The organism is Arenibacter echinorum (assembly GCF_003259375.1).
Taxonomy (GTDB): Bacteria; Bacteroidota; Bacteroidia; order Flavobacteriales; family Flavobacteriaceae; genus Arenibacter; species Arenibacter echinorum.
In genome coordinates this window covers 141,749-161,251 of sequence record NZ_QLLN01000007.1, presented here as the reverse complement: position 1 = coordinate 161,251, position 19,503 = coordinate 141,749, and the positions used below count along the sequence as shown (strand labels likewise).

Below are 19,503 nucleotides of genomic sequence, written 5' to 3'. Positions count from 1 at the left end.
TTAGGTGGCTTCAGAGAATCTGATTAAATTCCAATTTTTCTCCGTCCGGTCCGCGTACGGCAAAATATTTACAGCCTTTTTCCCAGAAATTTAGGAATACTGGATTCTCTTCTACCATGGTAAATCCGCCGGCCTTGAGTTCCTTAAAGGCTTTTTCAACATCGGTCACATCAAAGGCGATATGATCCACATGGCCATCTTTTCGCGACTTTAATTCTATCATGTCCTTTTTGGTTACTTGATAGAGTTCAATGATTACTCCCTGCCGTTCCATCATGGCCACAAGTATGGAATCGTTTTCTTCGGCTACATCTACCTGAGAAGCCATGATCCTCTTAAAACCAAGGGATTCATAGAATTCCACAGAAGCCTTCAAATTTGAAACGGGTAAACCTAGGTGTTGCAGCCCGTTAAAATTGTCTTGGAGAAATGGGGTAGTCTTTCGCATTGCTTTGGAGATGGAATTAGTACGTTAAGATAGTGAATTATTGAGGCTTTAAATCAGTTGGGAAATAGTAAATGCCTGCAATCCTTATTTTTTCAACTCAAATGGTTTATTGGAAATATTGGTCTAGGGTTGCTAGGGGCAAAACAGCTTAACCAATACAATTTCTTTGACATGTTTAGGTTTTTCAGGAATTAGGAAATGACTTGTGGATGGTAACGCCCTAACATATATTGTCATATTTTAAAAATAGCTCCCCAATATTTCACATAATTATGTGATTGCCGGCATCGCGGTTTCTGTATTCCTTTGTCAAGTATATTTTAATCTCAGTTTCATGTTTATATGGGCATCGGATTAAAAACTAAATGTTCTTATATCCATAAAGTAAAATCTAAATTAAAAGTTTATGAAAAAAATATTTTTTGCATTTGCCATCACCGGTTTAATGATAAGTGCATGTGGTTCACCAAAACAAAAAGAACTGGCAAAAGCAGATCTGCCCAGCTCCGGCGACGGCATACAACGAGGGGAGTTTTTGGTGGCTACCTTGGGGTGCAACGATTGTCACTCCCCTAAAGTTATGACTCCAATAGGTCCTGTGCCCGATCCCAACAGATTGCTGTCCGGTCATGATTCCAATGAAATTTTACCTGAATATGATCCCCAATCGGTAGGGGGCTACGTGCTGTTTAATATGAACGGAACCGCGGCAATTGGACCTTGGGGAACCTCCTTTTCCGGTAATTTAACTCCAGATGCTACGGGTATAGGGTTCTGGTCCGAGGAGCAATTTGTGAAGTCCATAAAAGAGGGGAAATACAAAGGGCTGGACAATAGTAGGCCACTATTGCCACCTATGCCATGGGAAGGATATTCCAAATTGCCAGATGAGGATCTAAAGGCAATATACGCTTATTTAAAGAGCATAAAGCCCGTTAAGAATATAGTGCCACAGGCAATCTTACCAGGGATATAGACTATTCTTCAACCATAAATTTTAAACATCATTTTGGATTGCGACGGTTCCATTTTACAATTGTTAAAAAATTGAGAGCCAAACATACAAGTGAATGGCACCGTAATTATTTTTCACCCAAACTTGTCAAAAAGCATAAAATCAGGAATGATTTATTAGGGGTTCTTTAATAATCAGATTTTACAATTGCCTTGATACCTTCCAAATAGCTAGTGGTTTTAAAATCAAAATGACTGTCGAAATTATCCGAATTAAAAACATAATCCCTATCGTATTGATACATCATTTCCGGCATTTCCTTCATAATGGGCATAAAAAGACCTAGTATCCTAACAATAAATCTGCTGGCAACCTGAAATCTGGGCTTTACCCCCATTTCATTTGCAATGGCTGTTATCCACTCCTTGCCCGTATACGGATTTTTTGCGGTGGGTAAATGCCAAACCTGATTGTAAGCTTTTGCTGAATTACCAAGCAAAGCTGTTGCTCTGCCGGCATCTGGTGTGTAGGTAAAGGAATGCCTGAAATTTAAAGATGCCATCCAATTCGCTTTTTTACCTGTACTTAAGGGTTTAAATACCATCTCGGTCAACATACTGGAATTTTTGATACTGGGGCCATAGAAATCTGCCGAACGGGCAATCAAAGCTTCTAGTTGACCTTCTTTGACTTTGTCCATGATCATAGCAGCTATTTCTGCACGTACTTTGCCTTTCTTGCTTGGAGGATCAATGGGCGTATCCTCAGCCATTCCATGCAAAAAATTGGCGTCGTACATGTATATATTATCAAAAAATACCAATTTGCAGTTATGTTCAACGCAGGCATCAATGACATTCTTAATAAATTTTGGCCAGTTCTGCTGCCAAATTTTAAGATTGTACGGAAATCCAACCGTAACATAAACAACGGAAGAGCCTAATATTGCCTTAAAAACTTGGTTTCTATCCAGAAGGTCTGCTGCTAATAGTTGATCGGTTTCATTCACCTTTTCCGGATTTCTGTTTACCAACCGTATTTTGCTGGTATATGCTGTTAAAGCTTTGGCCAGTTCAATACCAATTGGCCCACCGGCGCCTAATATTGTCTGCATAGTTTTTCCTTTTTATTTGTTATATACCAAACCTAGGATATCGTCATTATCTGTAACCCGAACCACATAGGGCGGGACAGCTTGATGACACTTGATCTCCAAGATTTGTGCACTGATAAAAATTGTTTGGTTAAATTTAGGAAAATTCCCTTTTCTTAGATTAAGATTATAAATTTTAGTTGGCTTATATTTAGTGTTATAACATCCTAAATAGGTTTTGGGGACATAATTTCTTTTGGGAGTTTGATCCATGTAATTTCGGGGGTCAATTGAAATTAATTGATATACTATAACAAATAATATGAAGCAAACAGTTTTGTCCTTATTACTCCTAGCAACATTATCTTTTGGGCACGGACAATCCAAGACTATTTCCAAGGACGCTATTTTAAGTGATGAGGATTTTAAATATCTGGAAATACTAACCGAAACTATCATTGATAGTTCCCGTATTTACCCTGGAGAACGGGTTGCTGATCAAATGGGCAATAACAATACAGGGGGAATACTTGTTAAGCCAGGGGGTAGGGGTAGTTATCCAGCCTTTTGGATCCGGGATTATGTCATGTCTTTGGATCCCGGATTTATATCTAGGGAAGAACAAAAACATATGTTATTGTTAACGGCTTCTACCCAGGCAGATCGGACATGGCTTACTAAAAATGGTGCTATAGTTCCTTTGGGTGCCATAGCAGATCATATTCGTATGGATGACGGACTGCCCATATATTTTCCAGGCACCTATAGTTTTGAAGAACAGGGCACTCCTGAATTTGGTAGGACGCCGCCCTATGGGGATCAGTTTTTCTTTGTAAGTATGGCCTTTTACTACATTAAAACCACAGCTGAAATATCCATTTTGGAACATGAAATAAATGGAATGAGTCTTAGGGACCGCCTCGAAATTGCCTTTAATGTGCCTCCGTCTAGATTGGACAATTACATTGTTACCACTACGGACCATTTTAGGGGCATCGATTTTGGGTTTAGGGATGTTATGACCATTACGGGAGATCTTTGCTACCCTTCCATATTGAAATTTAAGGCTGCCTTGGAGCTTTCCGAATTGTTTGAAAAACTGAATAACCAAGAAAAAGCGGATAAATACCAGTTAATCGCCCGGAAGATCAAAGAGGCAATACCGCAATTGTTTATGGATGAAAGGGGAATGCTTAAAGCCTCGACTGGAAAAGGCAATCAAGCGGACGTTTGGTCTACGGCCTTGGCTATATACTTCAATATCCTGAATAAGGAAAATACTGAAAGAACTAGCCGCTTTTTGTCCAAAGCCTATGAAAATGGCCATTTGTCCTACAAAGGTAATATTAGGCACATATTAACAACAGATGACTTTAGCGATTCCACAGCCTGGGAATATTCACTGGCAAAGAAAAATACCTACCAGAATGGGGCCTATTGGGGCACTCCAACTGGATGGGTATGCTATGCCATAGCCAAAACCAATTTTGAAATTGCCCAAAGGCTTGCTAAAGAATACATAGATGATCTGCGTCAGAACGATTTTAGAAAGGGACCAGAATACGGAGCACCCTATGAATGTTTTCACCATTCCGGACACAAACAAAACCCCTTGTATATGACCACAGTAAGTTGCCCCTTGGCGGCATTTAGATCAATTGAAAAACCTTGATCAGGTCTTTTTTTACGTGTTTACAAGCCATCAACATCAATTGATTTTTCTATAGGACATTCAGGTATTCCAATCTGCGCATCACTTCAGAATCTTCTTTGACCGTTTTGGATATTCTATCCAGTTCTATATCAAAATTATAGTTGTATTTGCTCGATGTCATCAACACAATCGAGTTTAAAATTAGAAGCGCCTCACTTGGTTTTTCCGATTCGTACAGGGAATTGGTCATAACTGACGAAGGATCCAATTGTTTTGAAATTGCCAGGAATTCTGCGGCTCGTACCCTGTTTATAAGCTCTGAGTCTTTGGTTGTCATTGTTCTAATTACGGGCGCCATGGCCATGGCCTGCTTTCCAAATGTACTGCAGACAATGATTGCCCAATATCTTTTCCAGGGATCGGAGGAACCCAGAGCTTGGGCCAGGGAATTTTTCGCATCCTCAAAATTCAAAAGGTCCAAATCGGCAAGATCTACATAGTTATTTATTTGCTCCTTGTGTTTTTGTCCAAATGCCACCGGGTTTTCAAACGCCTTCTCGATCAGGTAGTGTTCAGGATAAAAAGAAAGATCCGGCATTCCTTTTACCCATGTGGAGAGTCTCTTTCGCATATCAATAAGGATCGACTCAAACGCGGCTTCCGTTGCTAGGTTCTTGGTTTCATAAGGGTCTGCCTCAATATCAAAAAGCATTTCAGGGGCACGGTTTTCAAAAAAGGCGGACTGCACCTTGTTTAGTTCTCCTTTTTCATACAAGGTCTGCCATTCTTGATAAGCTAATTGCTTGTAGCGATAGTTGTTCATTAGTCCATCATAATTAAACGGCTGATAATTTCTAATATATTTATACTTCCCTTTTCGAACGGCCCTCACCATATCATATTTTTCATCAAACCTATCGGCATAACTATAGGTCTCATCCCGTGCGTTTAGTTCTTCGGCACTTATATCCTTGCCCAAAAATGCCTTTCCATCCATGCCATTAGGTATGGTAGTTCCTGCTAGATTTAATACTGTTGGTGCCAAATCAATAAAGCTCACAAAGCCATTTACCGTACTCCCGATTTCATTGTTGACCAGATATTTATATTTGTTGGGAACGTGTACCACCATAGGAACATGGAGTCCCGTTTCATAGAGATAACCCTTGCTTCCGGGCAATACGCCACCATGATCACCATAGTAAAAAATGAAGGTATCATCCAGTCGGCCATCTTCCTTTAGTTCCTTGATAATTTCCCCAACTTGGCGGTCCATCTCCCTGATTTTGTCGCGATATAGGGCATTGGTGTATTTAAACAACTTAGTGTTGGGGTGGTTCGGTTGAATGTTAAATGAGTTTTGGTCTGTTTCGGGAGCTTTGGTTTCCATGTCTTCAGCCGTAAAATGCATGCTCGACTCATGCGAAACCCCAATATTAAAAACATGGAAAAAAGGCTGATTTTCACCTCTATTTCTCCAACTTGCATTCTTTGAAGACTCGTCCCAAACTCCTTCGGTTTTGTTTATATTATAATCTTCCTTGCTATTATTGGTAGTGTAATAACCGGCCTCCCTTAGGTAGGTAGGAAACATTTTTAGTGAATCGGGCATGGGGACAGTAGCGATCTTTCTATGAAATTGCGCCCCTATACGCGGTCCGTAGCAACCGGATATTATCGCAGATCGTGCAACGCTGCACACAGGGGCATTGGAAAATGCACGATTAAAGATCAAGCCTTCTTTCGCCAGGGATTCGATATTCGGGGTAGGAATGCCATTTTCATCAAAAAGTTTAAGGTAGTGTTTGGAATTGTCCTCGGAGGTAATCCAAACAATATTTGGGGGCAACTCCTCTTTCTGTTTTGTTTGGCAACTTTTAAAAGTGATGGCGCACAAAAGGATTGCACAAGTCCTGAAAATTATGCTATGATTAATTTTAAACATTGGGTTATATGGTTTGAATTTAAGGCAGGCTATTTTTGGTACTTGTTTGTTGTTAAAGTTCCCAATATAACAAATCTTCTATATCCATGTTGTTTTTTAGTAGGTTTAAGGTCCATGAATGAAGTATTTTTATCTTTAGAAATCATAAGTAATATCTTATTTAAAACACCTATTTTTATTGAAGCAGTTGTAAAGTAAACATCTGTTTACATCAAAATAATTATGAATTACCAATTATGAAAAGCAAAAGAACCCATATTGTTTCAACCATCTTTTTATGGTTAATTTTTTTGTCAACCTTTCAATTGATTGCGCAAGAGCATCTTGATGTTGACCATGAAAAGAAAATGTATGAACGCAATGCGATGGGAGACGGAACATCATTAAGGGTTTTACTTTTTTCCGGTACCGGTTGGTTCCGTCATCCGGACATCCCCATTGTAAATGGATGGATTGTAAGGTTGGGTGCCGAACACAATATGCAGATAGATGTAAGTGAAACAGGAAATGATATCTCCAAGGAAAAGCTGAGCTATTATGATGTATTGCTGTTCAACAATGCAAATGTTCTTGATAAAGTTTTTAATGAAGAGCAACGCACTGCAATAGAGGAATGGTATAAAGCAGGGGGAGCTATTGTTGGTTTACATGCATTGTTGGTGCATCAGGAAAACTGGCCTTGGATAATGGAATTGGGAGGTTGTGATTTTAATAGTGATTCTGAATTTCTCAAAGCAAAAGTAGTGGTTGATTCCGAGGCGATGGATCATCCCGCCGTTAAGGGAATGGGTAGAGAGTTTTGGTACGAAGCGGATTGGACCAACCACACCAAGTCTGTTACAGGTCTGCCGGGTGTTCAGGTTTTACTCAGGGTGGATGAATCCACATACGAACCGGTTAGAGAGTATTTCAAGACTAGAGGAGGCGTAGGAATGGGAAAGGATCATCCGATAGCTTGGACCAGGGTTTGGGGCGGAGGAAGATTCTTCTATACAGAATTGGGCCATGACATTCGCTCAATGAATACGGATTTTGGACGACAGCATCTTATAGAAGGAATAAAATGGGTAGTTAAAAAAGAGTGACAAAACGGATTATGCATTATTGGATTGGAAAAGATGACTTGCCTTAGATTATTATGCTTAATTGTCAAAAGTTGGAATCCGAAATTATTATTAATTGATTTTCAGGATGAAAGACCTTCGTTTTTCATAAAAATAATATATCTCGTTTTAATTTTAACTAATTTTAACAACTACTATTTGTGGGTATAAAATTCAAGGGCTAGTTTTGATTCCCGTATGAATCGGGCATTAAAAAAATATATACTTCTTCTCTGTATCCTTTTAATAAATGGATTCAACACTATTTATGCCCATTCAAATCTTGAAGTAGACCCTTTCTTTTCAATTTTAAATTTAGCAGCTTCTGAAAGCTCTCCTTGCGAGGTTGAGGAAGAATTAGCCCCTATTGTTTTTGCGGATACTTCTGTATTTGAAGTTCAAAAACCACTCGTGGCGGAAGTTGCGGATATCGAGGAGGAGGAAGAGGAGAGCGATGAAATTGTTTTTTCTTCTGGAACAGATTTGAATTATTGCGGACTGGCAACTGGTATTTTACACGCCCAAATGTTGGAGACTCTGTCTTCCGATCTTGAAAATGACTCCGCTTACATTAATGCCCACGCTTTTACCACTCCATATAAGCGGTATATTAGATTTCAAGTTTTCAGAATTTAGGAAATCTAGACCGGACCTTATTTCATTAAGGCCTGTTCCCCCTTTTTTAATACTGTTTTCAATCAAAAATGAGTAAGTCCTATGCTATTATAAATGGACTTGCCAGGCATTTTATTTGCTAAAAACCAATTATTCATTTAAATAAATTAAAATTATGAGGAAGTCCCCCATGATTATTGGCGTGTGTATACTATTGAGCCAATTAAGCTGTAATTCCGAAAAACATGAAAAACGAGAGGAAACCAAATATCTCGTGACCAGTCCAATAAAGAAAGATACCGCGGTTGTTAAAGACTATGTCTGCCAAATACATAGCATTAGAAATATTGAGGTCCGTGCTTTGGAAAAGGGCTACTTACTAGAAATCTCGGTGGATGAAGGTCAATCCGTAAAAAAAGGCCAACAAATGTTCCACATTATGCCAAATGTTTATGAGGCGGAATTTCAAAAAGCCACGGCAGAAGCAAGGGTGGCCGAAATAGAATATGATAACACTAAATTATTGGCCGATGGCAATGTGGTTTCTGCAAATGAGCTGGCCATGGCAAAGGCTAATTTTGAAAAGGCCAAGGCGGAAGTGATGCTTGCCGAGACCCATCTTGGGTTTACTAATATCAAGGCTCCGTTTGATGGTATTATGGACCACCTTCATGTTAGGGAAGGTAGTCTTTTGGATGAAGGGGAATTGTTGACCACCTTGTCCGACAACAGTAAAATGTGGGTCTATTTCAATGTTCCTGAGGCGGAGTATCTGGACTATATTACCAATGTTGATAGAAACAGTAAGCAAGAGGTAGGCCTTTTGATGGCCAACAATAAGCGTTTTAATCAGACAGGTGTTGTTGAAACCATTGAAGGAGAATTTAGCCATGAGACCGGTAACATTGCTTTTAGGGCAACTTTTGACAACCCCGATCGCATATTGAGACATGGGGAAACAGGTAGCATAATTATGCAGGTGCCCTATACGAACGCCCTCATCATTCCACAAAAAGCCACCTTTGAGGTTTTGGATAAAAAATATGTTTTTGTAGTTGATGACAAGGATGTTATTCGACAGAAAGAAATAGCTATTGCCGGGGAACTACCTAATCTTTTTATCATAGAAAAGGGACTTTCCGAGAAAGATAGAATAATACTGGACGGCATTCGTATGGTAAAGGACGGGGACCATATCGAAACCGAATTTATTGAGCCTAAATCGGTTATAAACAACTTGTCGCTTTACGCCGAGTAAGTAAAACTTATAGGAAATTTAAAAATTAATTGCTCAAAGCATGGATTGTTTTCCTCTTCTAAAAATAAGGAGGGCAATTAAAACTCCATGGGTAATTAAATTTTATACCTAACCTAATTTCACAAAAGATGTTCAAAAAATTTATAAAAAGACCGGTATTGGCCATAGTCATATCAGTCATGATAGTTTTTACTGGCCTTTTGGCCATTAAACAATTACCCATTTCGCAATTCCCCGAAATTGCACCTACTACCGTTAACATATTTATAGCGTACCCAGGTGCAAGCGCAGATGTATTGGTGAATTCCACGCTAATACCTTTGGAAACTGCCATTAACGGCGTCCAAGGAATGCGCTATCTGGCGTCTGATGCCACTAGTGCAGGTGAAGGAACCCTTCGTGTCATTTTTGAACCGGGAACGGATCCCAATACTGCAGTGGTAATGGTAAAGACACGGGTAGATCAGGTAATGCCGAACCTACCCGAATTGGTGCAAAAAGAAGGGGTGATTATTACTCCCGTGCAACCCAGTATGTTGATGTACGTAAACCTGTTTGCCGAAGACGAGCACAACGATGAAAAGTTTCTTTACAATTATGCTTACACCAAAATAATACCCGAAATACAACGTATCAACGGTATTGCCAGCGCCCAGATATTGGGTAGCCGAAAGTACGCAATGCGGGTATGGTTAAAACCAGATCGTATGCGCGCCTACAATGTATCTGCCGAAGAAATCATGGAGGCTATGCAGGACCAGAGTATAATTGCCAGGCCTGGTAGGATTGGGCAAAGTTCCGGAATTAAATCCCAGTCTTTGGAATATGTGCTTACCTATGTAGGGCGTTACAATCAGCCCGAACAGTATAAGGATATTATCGTTCGTGCCAATGCGGAGGGGGAGACCATTACCTTGGGCGATCTGGCCGATGTGGAACTTGGTAGCGAGTTCTTCGATATTTATTCCAATTTGGATGGTCGGCCATCTGCCTCAATTATTCTAAAGCAGACTTTGGGCAGTAACGGTAAGGATGTGATTGATGAGGTTAAGTCCAAATTAAAGGAACTTAAAGAGGATCTTCCTCCAGGATTGGATTATAAGATTAGCTACGACGTTGCCAACTTCTTGGATGCCTCTATTGAACAGGTACTCCATACGCTTCGGGACGCTTTTATTTTGGTTGCCATAGTTGTTTTCCTTTTCTTGGGCGATTGGCGTTCTACTCTGATCCCTATCATCGCGGTGCCGGTATCATTGATCGGTGCTTTTTTCGTGATGCAGCTCTTCGGGCTGTCCATTAACCTTATTACTTTATTCGCCTTGGTACTTGCTATTGGTATCGTTGTGGATAATGCCATCGTTGTGGTGGAGGCGGTTCACGTTAAAATGGAGGAGGAGAATCTAACGCCCTATAAGGCCTCGACAGAGGTGTTGAGCGAAATAGGTGGGGCAATTATCGCCATTACCTTGGTTATGGTATCCGTATTTATTCCTATTTCCTTTATGACCGGTCCGGTTGGGGTGTTTTACCGACAATTTTCGATAACTATGGCCGGATCCATTGTAATATCCGCTGTTGTGGCCCTTACTCTTACCCCAGTATTATGTGCTATCATGTTAAAGAACAATCATGGGAAGCCCAAAAGGAAATCGCCGGTTGATAAGTTTATTGCCTGGTTCAATAAGGGTTTTGAACGTCTAACGGGAAGCTATGTAAAATTATTGGATAAAATAGTAACGAGAAGGATCGTCACCTTTGGTATTCTAATAGCCTTTTGCGCCGGGATATTTTTTACGAACGAATCGCTGCCGGCAGGATTTATTCCCAACGAGGATCAGGGGATGATATATGCCATTATACAGACTCCACCGGGAGCAACTTTGGAAAGGACCAATGATGTTGCCCGAAAATTACAGCAGATCTGTGAAGAGATGGATGGGGTGGAATCTGTTTCCTCATTGGCCGGTTATGAGATTATGACCGAAGGTAGGGGTTCCAATGCCGGTACCTGTCTAATCAATTTAAAACCTTGGTCCGAGCGTCATCATTCCGTACACGAGATAATGGAGGAATTGGAAGAGGAAACCCAAAATCTAGGGGCTAGGATAGAATACTTTGAGCCACCAGCAGTACCTGGTTTTGGTTCTTCAGGCGGATTTTCCATGCGTTTGTTGGATAAGACCAACTCTACGGATTATCATGGTTTTGGAAAGATAAACGATGATTTTATGGACGCTTTGGCCAAAAGGGAAGAATTAACAGGATTGTTTTCTTTTTTCTCGGCCAATTATCCGCAATACGAACTCAAAATCAACAATAAGATAGCCATGCAAAAAGGGGTTTCTATAGGTAAGGCCATGGAAAACCTGAATATTCTGATCGGAAGTACCTATGAGCAGGGCTTTATACTGTTCGGAAGGTTCTTTAAGGTCTATACCCAGTCTGCTCCCGAGTATAGGGCACTTCCATCGGATTTGGAAAAATTGTTCGTAAAAAATGAGGAAGGGGAAATGGTACCATATTCTGCCTTTATGACTATGGAAAAGCGTTTGGGTCCCAATGAGATTACCCGTTACAACTTGTATAATTCTGCTACCATCAATGGGCTTCCTGCAGCTGGATACACTACTGGGGACGCTATAAATGCCATTAAGGAAGTGGCCGCCCAAACCCTCCCGAGAGGTTACGACATAGCTTGGGAAGGGCTTTCGTATGATGAGGCCAAAAGAGGAAATGAATCCCTATACATTTTTATCATTGTATTGATATTTGTGTATTTCGTACTGGCGGCCCAATATGAGAGTTTTCTATTGCCCTTTGCTGTTATTCTTTCCTTACCCGTTGGTGTTTTCGGTTCGTTTGCATTATTGAAAATGATGGGCTTGGCCAATGATGTTTATGCCCAGATAGGGGTGATTATGTTGGTAGGTCTACTGGGCAAGAACGCAGTGCTTATTGTAGAGTTCGCCGTTCAAAAGCATAGGCAGGGTGCCACAATACTTGAAGCTGCGATAGAAGGTTCCCGCGCGAGGTTTAGACCTATTTTAATGACTTCTTTCGCGTTTATTGCTGGTTTGATTCCCCTGGTCGTTGCCACCGGAGCTGGAGCCATTGGGAACAGGACCATCGGAGGGTCGGCTTTGGGCGGAATGCTCATAGGTACACTATTCGGTGTATTGGTCATACCAGGGCTTTATTACATTTTTGGTAGTATGGCAGAAGGAAGGAATCTTATCAAAGATGAGGCCAGTGAGCCATTTTCCGAAGAATTGATGCGTACCAGTGAAGGGGAAAGTAAGACTAGGGCCAAACTGAGGGAGATTGCGAAACTTTTGAAAAAACTAACCAAAGGAAAAGATGATGAAAAATAAGAGAATATTATCCATAAAAAAGAGCAGGGTGTGCGGGCTGGCTTTACTTGCTATTGTAGCCACCTATTCCTGTGTTCCCTCAAAAACGCTGTTGGAAGAAAACTCAGATGTACCCGATCAGTATCAAAATCAATTGGAAGACAGCTTGAACAGTGCAAGTGTCCGCTGGAAAGAGTTTTTTTCAGACCCCCAACTAAGTGCGTTGATAGATACGGCCTTGATAAGGAATCAGGAACTGAATATTATACTGCAACAGGTGGAGATGGCCAAAAATGAGATCAGGACCAGAAAGGGTGAATATCTGCCCTCTGTCAATATTCAGGCCGGAGCTGAAGTTGAAAAAGTGGGTGCTTATACCAGAAATGGTGCTGTAGAGGAGCAACTTGAAATTAAGGAGGGGGAGGAGTTCCCAGAACCTCTATCAAATTTTATGGTCGGTTCTTACGCTTCTTGGGAGGTTGATGTTTGGAAAAAGCTGAGAAACGCCAAAAAAGCTGCGGTTTTCGAATATCTTTCCTCCATAGAGGGAAAGAACTTCATGGTAACCAATCTGGTTTCCGAAGTAGCTGCTTCCTATTATGAGCTAGTGGCTTTGGATAGTCAGTTGGCAATTATTGAAGAAAACCTGGCCATACAAACGAATGCCCTTGCCATGGTGAAGCTTCAGAAAACAGCGGCCAGGGCAACGGAGTTGGCCGTACGGAGGTTTGAGGCAGAGGTACTAAAGAACCAAAGTCAAAAATACGCTATACAACAGAAGATCAAAGAAACTGAGAATAAGATTAATTTTTTAATCGGTAGGTCGCCACAGCCTATTTTGAGGAATTCCGAAGGTTTTATAGATAAAGAGATTGCTGCCGTTAATCCTGGCATACCATCTCAATTGTTGCAGAACCGACCGGATATAAGGCAGGCAGAATATGAACTGGCTGCGGCCAAGTTGGATGTTAAAGTGGCCAAGGCCAATTTCTACCCTTCCTTAGGGATAAAGGCAGGTGTTGGATTGGAGGCCTTTAAACCGAAATTTTTAACTAGTACACCACAATCTTTGTTGTATAACGTAGTGGGGGATGTAGTGGCCCCGTTAATCAATAGAAATGCAATTAAGGCAGCTTATGGCAATGCCAACGCTAGGCAAATACAGGCAGTGTATGAGTATGAAAAGGCTATTTTAAATGCGTATATCGAGGTAGCAAATCAATTGTCAAATATTGATAATCTTAACAAGAGTTACGAATTAAAGGTGGGACAGGTACAAGCACTAAATGAGTCCATTGATATCTCTATAAGACTTTTTCAGTCGGCCAGGGCAGACTATATGGAGGTACTTTTGACCCAGCGCGATGCCCTCGAATCCAGCGAAGAACTTGTTGAGACCAAAAAGGACCAAATGTTGGCCAAGGTAGGTATGTATAGGGCCTTGGGAGGAGGTTGGGATAGATAAAGCTTATCCAAGGGTTGCCAATTACTTTGAAGGAAAGCCATTTTACATTCGTGTAGAATGGCTTTTCCTATTTAGAGTCATCTAAGGCTTTTTGCCTGCCACAAATGACATCGAAGACTCAAATTTATTTGAAGTTTATCCATAAACCTTATATATTTATTGTTCCCTATATTAGTAGGGTATTTAAACCATCCAACTATATGAAAGTATTACCATTATTTTCCCTTGTTGCCCTTTGTCTTTTAACCTTGTACAGTTGTGCTGAGAAAGAAGCGCAGAAGCCACAGAAACCCAACTTCCTGTTTATTATGTCCGATGATCATGCCTATCAGGCCATTAGTGCCTATAGTGATCATTTGATCCAAACCCCAAATATAGATCGTTTGGCCAAGGAGGGCATGTTGTTCAGAAACGCAAGCGTTACCAATTCTATCTGTGCCCCCTCAAGGGCCACCATACTTACAGGGAAACATACCCACATTAATGGGAAAATAGACAATCATAATCCTTTCGATACCACCCAGGTGACCTTTCCACAGATCTTTCAGAAGGCAGGTTATCAAACGGCCATGTTCGGGAAACTGCATTTCGGGAACAATCCCAAGGGCGTGGACGAATTTATGATCCTCCCAGGACAGGGACATTATATTAACCCGGATTTTATCACCCAAAAAGGAGATACCACCATTACTGGCTATGTAACGGATATTATTACGGACATGAGTTTGGAATGGTTGGATAAAAAACGGGATCCCAACAAGCCTTTCTTTTTAATGTATCTCCATAAGGCACCGCACAGACCATGGTGGCCAAGGGCAGATAAATTTAAGGAGTACACCCAAAAAACCTTCCCGCTACCAGAAACCTTATTTGACGATTACTCCAACAGGGGTACTGCCGCCAAAACTGCTGAAATGAATCTTTTATATCATATGGAGTATAGCCATGATAGTAAAATTTGGCCCGAAACTATTGAAGATATGGGGAATGTAGTGCCTGTAGTGAACAATACCCAAGCCAATGTTTATAACGAATTTAATCGAGCAAACGAAGCACAAAAGGCGGAATACAAGCCCATTATCGATGCTATTAATCAAGATTTCAGGGAAAAATGGCCGACAATGACCGATCAGGAAAAAATGATTTGGAAATACCAGCGGTATATGCAGGATTATTTGGGAAGTATTTCCTCTGTCGATGACAATGTGGGTAGGGTGTTGGATTATTTGGATAACAATGGCCTGGCCGAAAATACAATAGTAATCTACACCTCGGATCAAGGTTTTTATTTAGGGGAGCATGGTTGGTTCGACAAGCGTTTTATTTACGATGAGTCCTTTAAAACTCCCTTGTTGATCCGTTGGCCCAATGAAATAAAACCGGGAACTACCGAGGAAGAAATGGTACAGAATCTGGATTTTGCCCAGACGTTTTTGGAGGCGGCACAAATAGAGGCCCCAGCTGATATGCAAGGGGAAAGCCTTATGCCATTGTTAAAAGGTAAATCGGCCGAATGGAACCGCGAAGCTGTTTATTACCACTATTATGAATATCCCAGTGTGCATATGGTAAAACGCCACTACGGCATAGTTACCAAGGAATACAAACTTGCCCATTTCTATTATGATGTGGACGAATGGGAATTATATGATCGTAAAAAAGATCCAAAGGAATTGAACAATGTCTATGATGATCCGGAATATGCGGATATAGTGAAAGAGCTAAAGGAAAAACTCGCGCAGCTTAGGGTAAAATACAAGGATTCCAAAGAACTAGATGATAAATATATAGAACAGTCCAAAAAATATTAGGGCTTTCAATCCCTTCCTTCCCCTCCGCTGATGGCGGAGGCTCCACCTTCCCTTATACTTCGGCTCCGCTCAGCACAGGTCCAAGGGAAGGAGCTTGTTATTAGCATTTATTAAACTGGAAGTTCCAAGAAGGAGCCCCGAAACAACTAAAAATATAGCTCCTTCCCCTAATAAGGGGAAGGTGGCTTCGACAGGGGAGAAGCCGGAAGGGGTAGGCCCTTGTTGGCGACTGTGGGAGTCAATATGACAGAGTCCCTTTTTTCGGGATGAGGAGAAGTCACACAAGTTTGGTTTTGTTGAAGTTGCATTCGATCTCAGAGTTTATGGAGTAGTATATAGCATGATTTATGTTTAGGTTGGGCTTCCAGTACGATTTCTCACATTCGTTCGAAATGACCGTAGGAGTCACTTCGACAGCGTCCTTTTTTGGGGCTATTTGGTTTCCATTGACCAAGTCTTTCAATCCCCTCTGCTGATGATGGAGTTTGCCGACGGCAGGCCTGCCTTATTTATTGTTTTAAGGCTAAAGTGGAAACTCGATGTGACTATGCATTTAAAATTTTCTCTGGCGTTATCGGGAGGTCATAAATTCGTTTCCCACAGGCGTTGTAGATGGCATTGGCTATTGCCGCAGCTGTTGGCGGCACTGGGACTTCGCCTGCCCCTTTGGCGTCTTCGGTTGGACGGTTTATAATGGCCACTTCCACTTCAGGGACTTCAGAAAATTTTAAAATGGGATATTTCATCCAATCTGTGCTTGTTATTTCTGTTGTATTGAACGTCACCTGCTCTTTTAGGGTCCAGCTGGCTGATTGGATCATCCCGCCTTCAATTTGATTGGTGAGTCCATCCATATTGATTACCTCTCCTACGTCTACCGCTGCCCACATTCTGATCAGACCGGCCTCGCCATTATTTTTATCTACCGCAACTTTGGCCGCAACGGCAATATAGGCGTCCGTATTTTTGTATCTCATAAAGGCAAACCCAATCCCTTCACCGTCCTCTGTATTTTGTTCACTGGTCAGGGCTTGCACTTTTTGGATTACCGATATGGCCCTTTCATCCTCCAAATGGTTTATTCGGAATTCCAATGGGTCTTGTCCGGCCTTTTCGGCTAGGACATCCATAAAGGATTCCATGGCAAAGATATTGGCAAAGGACCCTAAACTACGCAAAGAGGATGTGCGAAAGGGTCCGTCATAGTAGTGTGCGTTCACGGTCATATTGGGAATGCTGTAATACGGATCGGCATTTCTATGTCCTCCTCCCAAATACCCTCTTGAGTTCATCTGGTATGGGTTTTCCAAATATCTGGCCGCCAATACTGTTCCGGCATCCTTGTTGGGGCGAGTGCTGTGGGAGTCGGTCCACACCTCGGTTTTCCACGAGTTTATTTTATTGTTTTTATCCAGACTGGCTTCCAACTCGGTGATCATGGCCGGACCATAGGGGTCCCATAAGTGCTCATCTTGTCTGGACCATTGTACCCTAACATGGGTATTGGGGTGTTCTAGGGCCAAAAGTGCTGCATCGGCGGCGGCATCATCCGCGGTGCTATGGCCAAAACACCCAGCTCCTGGAACAGCGGTAATATGAATATTATCGGCGTCCATGGAAAGCATGGTCGCCAGGGCTTCCCTCATGGGGTAAATTCCTTGACTGTGGGACCAGACATACAATATTGCACCGTCAAACATTGCTATGCCACAGGCGGGCCCCATAGAGGCATGTTTAATATAGGGTTTGGTATATGTTGCTTTAAAGATTTCGGCGCCTTCAAATACTGCTGCCACATCACCTTCGTTTTTTACTGTTTCCGGCGGGGAGGCAATCAGCTTAATATGTGCGTAGAGATTTTCAGATTTAGGGAAGGGTACGGGAACCGTCCATATAGAGTGGTTCCTCAGGAATTGTTCTGCTTTTACAGCCTGGTATTCCCTTTCGGTAATTACACCCACAAAACTTCCTTTTATTACCGTTTTAATGATTCCTGAAACTTCTGTTTTTAAACCGGTTTCATCCAAAGAAATCAGTTGGGAAGTATATCCAGGTGGTCTTACTACCCGGGCATGCAGCATACCAGGGAAGCGCAGGTCTTGAATATAAACAGCTTTTCCACGAACCATGTCGGATATATCCGTTCTTGGGATAGCTTTTCCAACATAGCGATATTCCCTGTAGTCTTTTATGTGAACAGGAAGGATTACTTCCGTTTCTATTTGTACGCCTTCAAGAATCTCCGCAAAAGTTAAGGATTCTTTGCTCTTTTTAGATTTAACTATGCCGTTGTAAAGCAGTAGATCATCAACGACAGTATTCAGTTTTTTACTCGCCAGGGTCAGTAATTCCTGCCTAGCTGTAGCTGCTGCATAGCGAACGGACATGGCACTGTTTTGAATGGAAGCGCTGGCACCGGTATAACCTTCATTTGGGGTGACGCCAGTCTCTGCCAGATGAACTTGCACCCTCTCGAGATCCATATCCAGTTCTTCGGCGGCCACCTGCTGGATGGCAGTGCGGATGCCCTGTCCCAGTTCTACTTTCCCAGATAGTACCCTTATGCTGCCATCCTCCAATATCTGCAACCAGGCGTTTACGGTTTTGGCACGACCCATACTGCCTGGTAGTTTCCCGTTATAATCCATTCGAGCGGCCATTACGGGTTCCTCCACGCCTGAACACGCCCCCAACAATGTAAATCCCACGCTGATATAGCCTAAGTCTTTGAGAAATTTTCTTCTGGTTCTAATTGGTACGGCTGTCATGGCAGGTTGGAATTAAAGGCTTTTAACCGCGGTCTTAATGGCTTGGATGATCCTGGTATGGGTACCGCAGCGACAGAGGTTAGCTTGCAGTGCAGTTTTGATTTCCGTCTCATTAGGATTTGGGTTAGTACTTAAAAGTCCAACCGCGGTCATCACCATACCATTGAGGCAATAACCACATTGGGCAGCCTGCTCGTCTACAAAAGCCTGTTGCACTGCATTTAGCTTGCCTTTATTGGTAGTAAGTCCTTCTAAGGTGGTTATTTCAGCATCCCCAATAGAGGATATTGGAAGTATACAGCTGTTGGTGGCCCTTCCATTTATGAGGATGTTGCACGACCCACATTGGGCAATTCCACACCCAAATTTTGGACCATTAAGTTCCAGATAGTCCCTCAATACATAAAGCATTGGGGTGTCGGCTTCCGTCTCGACCTTTTTTTGGGAGCCATTGACGTTGAGATGGTAGGTTGGCATAACAGCTAGTTTAGCTTCTAAGATAATGAATTGCTTTTCTAAAACAAATGACTGTGCACTCTAGAAAGCAAGAATTTTTGGATTGGTCAATTTATCGGGATACCCTTACCAATGTCCCTTTGCTGGTGCGAGGGTCACGCTCGTGCATACTCAATGGTCACTTCGACAGAGTCCCTTTTCGGGACTCCCGATGATTATCGGGAGAGAAGTCATACATCTTGTTCCCGACCAGTATGTGCGACCTCTCGTCGCTCATGCTTCGCTCTGTCGAAGTGACTAACCCTTGTTCAATGAGAAATAGAGATAAAAAAATTTCCAGATAGTTGAAATGATATTTTCTCAAACGATTGATATTTAGATATTTAATATAGACGACAAGGGGTAGCACATCCCGATATGCATCCGGAGGGGCCTCAGGCTAAAGCTATAATTGTCCAAACCTCTCGACTGCACCTACCTAGTGGTAGACAGGCTCGACCGGACACCCTAACCTTAAACAACTCTTAAACCATTAAAATTAATCGAACTCACGCTATTTGGAAGCATAATAATTATCCA

The 19,503-nt window shown here is 41.8% G+C and carries 13 protein-coding genes; 8 read left to right on the top strand and 5 right to left on the bottom strand.

Going from position 1 to position 19,503, the window contains the following annotated elements; all coding sequences use genetic code 11:
* Positions 1-10: 10 nt before the first annotated feature.
* Complete coding sequence (locus LV92_RS17825; protein WP_111624958.1) at positions 11-448, bottom strand: VOC family protein; 438 nt, start codon at positions 446-448, stop codon at positions 11-13.
* A gap of 406 nt (positions 449-854) precedes the next feature.
* On the opposite strand from LV92_RS17825, the gene LV92_RS17820 reads away from it, so the two are divergent.
* On the top strand, positions 855-1,424 hold the full coding sequence (locus tag LV92_RS17820; RefSeq protein WP_111624957.1) for a c-type cytochrome: 570 nt from the start codon (positions 855-857) through the stop codon (positions 1,422-1,424).
* A gap of 166 nt (positions 1,425-1,590) precedes the next feature.
* On the opposite strand, the gene LV92_RS17815 is transcribed toward LV92_RS17820, so the two are convergent.
* Positions 1,591-2,517: an NAD(P)H-binding protein gene (locus tag LV92_RS17815; protein ID WP_111624956.1), complete on the bottom strand. Its 927-nt coding sequence runs from the start codon at positions 2,515-2,517 to the stop codon at positions 1,591-1,593.
* Between the two features lie 301 nt (positions 2,518-2,818).
* On the opposite strand from LV92_RS17815, the gene LV92_RS17805 reads away from it, so the two are divergent.
* Positions 2,819-4,168, top strand: a complete 1,350-nt coding sequence (locus LV92_RS17805) for a glucosidase family protein (RefSeq protein ID WP_111624954.1) — start codon at positions 2,819-2,821, stop codon at positions 4,166-4,168.
* Between the two features lie 49 nt (positions 4,169-4,217).
* Here the strand turns inward: LV92_RS17805 and LV92_RS17800 are convergent, their stop codons facing one another.
* Positions 4,218-6,095, bottom strand: coding sequence for a sulfatase family protein (locus LV92_RS17800; protein WP_245946431.1), 1,878 nt, complete (start codon positions 6,093-6,095; stop codon positions 4,218-4,220).
* Between the two features lie 236 nt (positions 6,096-6,331).
* Here LV92_RS17800 and LV92_RS17790 point away from each other — a divergent pair, with 236 nt between their 5' ends.
* From LV92_RS17790 to LV92_RS17765, 6 genes are all read left to right on the top strand, one after another.
* Positions 6,332-7,180, top strand: coding sequence for a ThuA domain-containing protein (locus LV92_RS17790; protein WP_111624952.1), 849 nt, complete (start codon positions 6,332-6,334; stop codon positions 7,178-7,180).
* Positions 7,181-7,396: 216 nt separating this feature from the next.
* A complete protein-coding gene (locus LV92_RS17785) occupies positions 7,397-7,834 on the top strand; it encodes a hypothetical protein (RefSeq protein WP_111624951.1) in 438 nt (145 codons plus the stop codon).
* Positions 7,835-7,988: 154 nt separating this feature from the next.
* Positions 7,989-9,071, top strand: a complete 1,083-nt coding sequence (locus LV92_RS17780) for an efflux RND transporter periplasmic adaptor subunit (RefSeq protein ID WP_111624950.1) — start codon at positions 7,989-7,991, stop codon at positions 9,069-9,071.
* A gap of 128 nt (positions 9,072-9,199) precedes the next feature.
* Positions 9,200-12,445, top strand: coding sequence for an efflux RND transporter permease subunit (locus tag LV92_RS17775; RefSeq protein ID WP_111624949.1), 3,246 nt, complete (start codon positions 9,200-9,202; stop codon positions 12,443-12,445).
* Positions 12,432-13,889 carry a TolC family protein gene (locus tag LV92_RS17770; RefSeq protein ID WP_111624948.1) on the top strand — a complete coding sequence of 486 codons (1,458 nt, stop codon included), beginning with the start codon at positions 12,432-12,434 and terminating at the stop codon, positions 13,887-13,889. Before LV92_RS17775 ends, LV92_RS17770 begins: the two co-directional genes overlap by 14 nt.
* A gap of 200 nt (positions 13,890-14,089) precedes the next feature.
* Positions 14,090-15,700, top strand: a complete 1,611-nt coding sequence (locus tag LV92_RS17765; protein WP_111625081.1) for a sulfatase family protein — start codon at positions 14,090-14,092, stop codon at positions 15,698-15,700.
* Positions 15,701-16,245: 545 nt separating this feature from the next.
* On the opposite strand, the gene LV92_RS17760 is transcribed toward LV92_RS17765, so the two are convergent.
* On the bottom strand, positions 16,246-18,468 hold the full coding sequence (locus tag LV92_RS17760) for a xanthine dehydrogenase family protein molybdopterin-binding subunit (protein ID WP_111624947.1): 2,223 nt from the start codon (positions 18,466-18,468) through the stop codon (positions 16,246-16,248).
* Positions 18,469-18,480: 12 nt separating this feature from the next.
* Positions 18,481-18,945, bottom strand: a complete 465-nt coding sequence (locus LV92_RS17755) for a (2Fe-2S)-binding protein (protein WP_111624946.1) — start codon at positions 18,943-18,945, stop codon at positions 18,481-18,483.
* Positions 18,946-19,503: the final 558 nt, after the last annotated feature.